General features: G+C 45.8%; 3 protein-coding genes. 2 read left to right on the forward strand and 1 reads right to left on the reverse strand.

Annotated features, from left to right (window positions below):
- Window positions 1-97: 97 nt before the first annotated feature.
- On the forward strand, window positions 98-322 hold the full coding sequence (locus AC5I6P_RS06380; RefSeq protein WP_495692916.1) for a hypothetical protein: 225 nt from the start codon (window positions 98-100) through the stop codon (window positions 320-322).
- Between the two features lie 113 nt (window positions 323-435).
- Here AC5I6P_RS06380 and AC5I6P_RS06385 read toward each other — a convergent pair whose 3' ends face one another.
- On the reverse strand, window positions 436-858 hold the full coding sequence (locus tag AC5I6P_RS06385) for a hypothetical protein (RefSeq protein ID WP_495692917.1): 423 nt from the start codon (window positions 856-858) through the stop codon (window positions 436-438).
- A gap of 281 nt (window positions 859-1,139) precedes the next feature.
- Here AC5I6P_RS06385 and AC5I6P_RS06390 point away from each other — a divergent pair, with 281 nt between their 5' ends.
- Entirely contained in the window at window positions 1,140-2,216 is a 1,077-nt protein-coding gene (locus AC5I6P_RS06390) for a patatin-like phospholipase family protein (protein WP_495692918.1), read from the forward strand.
- The last annotated feature ends 139 nt before the right edge of the window (window positions 2,217-2,355 follow it).

Here is a 2,355-nt window from a genome sequence, read left to right on the forward strand (position 1 = left end):
GGCAGAAACATCGACGCTATTCTGCTTTTTCTACGGTCAATAAACTAGCCCTGCCTGCTTAGGGGCATAATCAAACCGCCCCTTCTGCCATCCCCTCATGAGCCAGCGACCATCGCCTCTGACTATTCGCCCTAAAAACCTAGCGATTGCGCTGCTAATCTCGATCGCTATAGTAAGCTTTCTGGCAATAGCGATTGCGCGCTTCTATCACCCCATCATGGTCTGGCTCAATCATGGGCAATGGTGCGCTGATGTGAACGCAGAAGTCAAAGTGCAGGCGGTTCATTATGGAGCCGATTGCGATATGAGCAGTTATAGGTGACATATTCAGCAGAATTAAACTTAGTCATAAGCTAGCGATCGACTTGCTGCGTCCGAAGTCATGCCAAGAGCCAGGGCTCATTGCTTATAAATAGGTTTTATTTCCAACAATTCTTATGATTTCGGTTTAGGGGCAGAAGCTGTAATTTGATTCCATCCAGTGACTAAAAGCCCGATCGTAATTAGACTAGCTGCCATCAATGGAATCCACATATACGCTTGGGCTAAAGGCGGCCAGTTTGCCCAAGCACCACCTACTCCATACAGACCAAGGATCAAAGCGGCAAAGCCATTACTTACCAACCCCATCCGAACGGTTGTTACTGCTGAACCCGTTGTTCTTGCCTCTATCAGTCCGTGATAGTAAGCAACTACGAGAGCGGCATAAGCTGCTCCTAATAACCGGACAAAAACCTCTGGTTGAGGGAATGGCACACCAATCCATTGAAAGAGTGGCTTTGGCCCCAACAGCAACGGTATGCACCAAAAGCAGATTGTAATCACAATTTTGATAGTAATAACCTGAGTCAGGCTCATTGCTCTTCCCAATTCTCGGTAATAGTGTCCCTTCAATGTAGCCCGTCATTTTCCGTTCCATACGAAAGCTGAATATCCTAGTGAGGTTGATGTAGAAGGGTTTGCTACTGAAGGTGCTGAGGGTAGAGCGATAGTTTCCGTTTCCCTTGATTAGAACTATTTAGTGAAGAAATATAAAAGCTTCCGGGGACGTGAGCCGAATGAGGCTAGTTTGTGAAAGCTAGTGTCTCTACCAATTAAAACTTGAACCACTAGCTTCCCCGAGTTAATCAAAGAAGTTCATGAGCCTTTACAAAATTCTTGCTTTAAGTGGTGGTGGTATTCGTGGTGTCGTTAGTGCAACGATTCTAGTTGAAATTGAGAAGGAACTGGGTGCGCCTCTAGGACAACACTTTGATTTGATTGCAGGCACCTCCACAGGTAGTCTATTAGCACTAGGATTAGCGCAAGGCTTTTCTGCAAAAGAGCTTTTAGGGTTTTATATTCAAGACGGTATTGATATATTCCCTAATTTTTGGAATTGGTTGCCACGTAAGATTGGACAGATTTTTCGAGATGGACTCAGTCGTACTTTATTTGATGATTCTGGTTTAGAACGTGTTATTCAGCACCGCCTTGGACGAGACGTTCGGTTCGGTGAACTTAAAAAGCCCTTGATTGTCACTGCCTACGACATTTGGAATCAAGCTGCGGTTATCTTCAAAAATACTAAAGCAGAGCACGCAAATATTCCTGCCTGGGAAATTTGTCGAGCATCTTGTGCCTATCCAGGAGTATTTCCTGCACACCTGCTTAGTGACAGGAAAGCGATTGAGGATCATCTCAAGACAGGACCTAGTCGAACTACCGCACCATATAGACGCAATGGCAAGCTGATCGAGACAATACCGTTGATTGATGGTGGATTTATTGCAGGAAATCCCGGAGTGTGTGGACTAGCTGAACGACTGAGATGGAATCATGATTTTCCAGAATGGAATCTTCCTTGTCCACCACCACCTGAAAGGGTAGAGCCAAAAGATATCGTGGTGGTTCAGGTGAACACAGGCCGAGATGTGCAAAAAGTCTCAGCTGCTCAATCTCGGCAGTGGGGTTTAGGATCATGGCAACTACTCTCGCTGACCGCTCTATTTACAGGCAATAATTTGGTTACAGATTATGCCTTGAGGCAACAGTTGGGCGAGGAGAACTGTTTTTACTTACAGCCTCCTCTCAGTGGGCGAGAGATCAAGCCACCAATCGTAGCTAATGAACGCCACTACTATGCCATGCAAAAGCAGACTCTTGATTATTTAAGTCATGCGGGAAAGGAAGAGCTAGAGAAGTTGGTGCAGCGACTTAAGCCTACTAATCCCTGAGGGGTGCATCTAGCGGTTAGGGAGTACAGTTTTAACGCTGACGGCTTTAGATTGGGCAGGCAATCACTCCTCTTGGACGTATCAATTTTTGGCGTTGCATAATGGAGAGATGAATAAGGTGATTCTCTGCAGTGCCCGG

The sequence above is a fragment of the Myxacorys sp. genome, from assembly GCF_059501405.1.

Coding starts and splice junctions, on each gene's coding strand:
- AC5I6P_RS06390 (WP_495692918.1), top strand. CDS start 1,140: ATGAGCCTTTACAAAATTCTTGCTTTAAGTGGTGGTGGTATTCGTGGT.
- AC5I6P_RS06380 (WP_495692916.1), top strand. CDS start 98: ATGAGCCAGCGACCATCGCCTCTGACTATTCGCCCTAAAAACCTAGCG.
- AC5I6P_RS06385 (WP_495692917.1), bottom strand. CDS start 858: ATGAGCCTGACTCAGGTTATTACTATCAAAATTGTGATTACAATCTGC.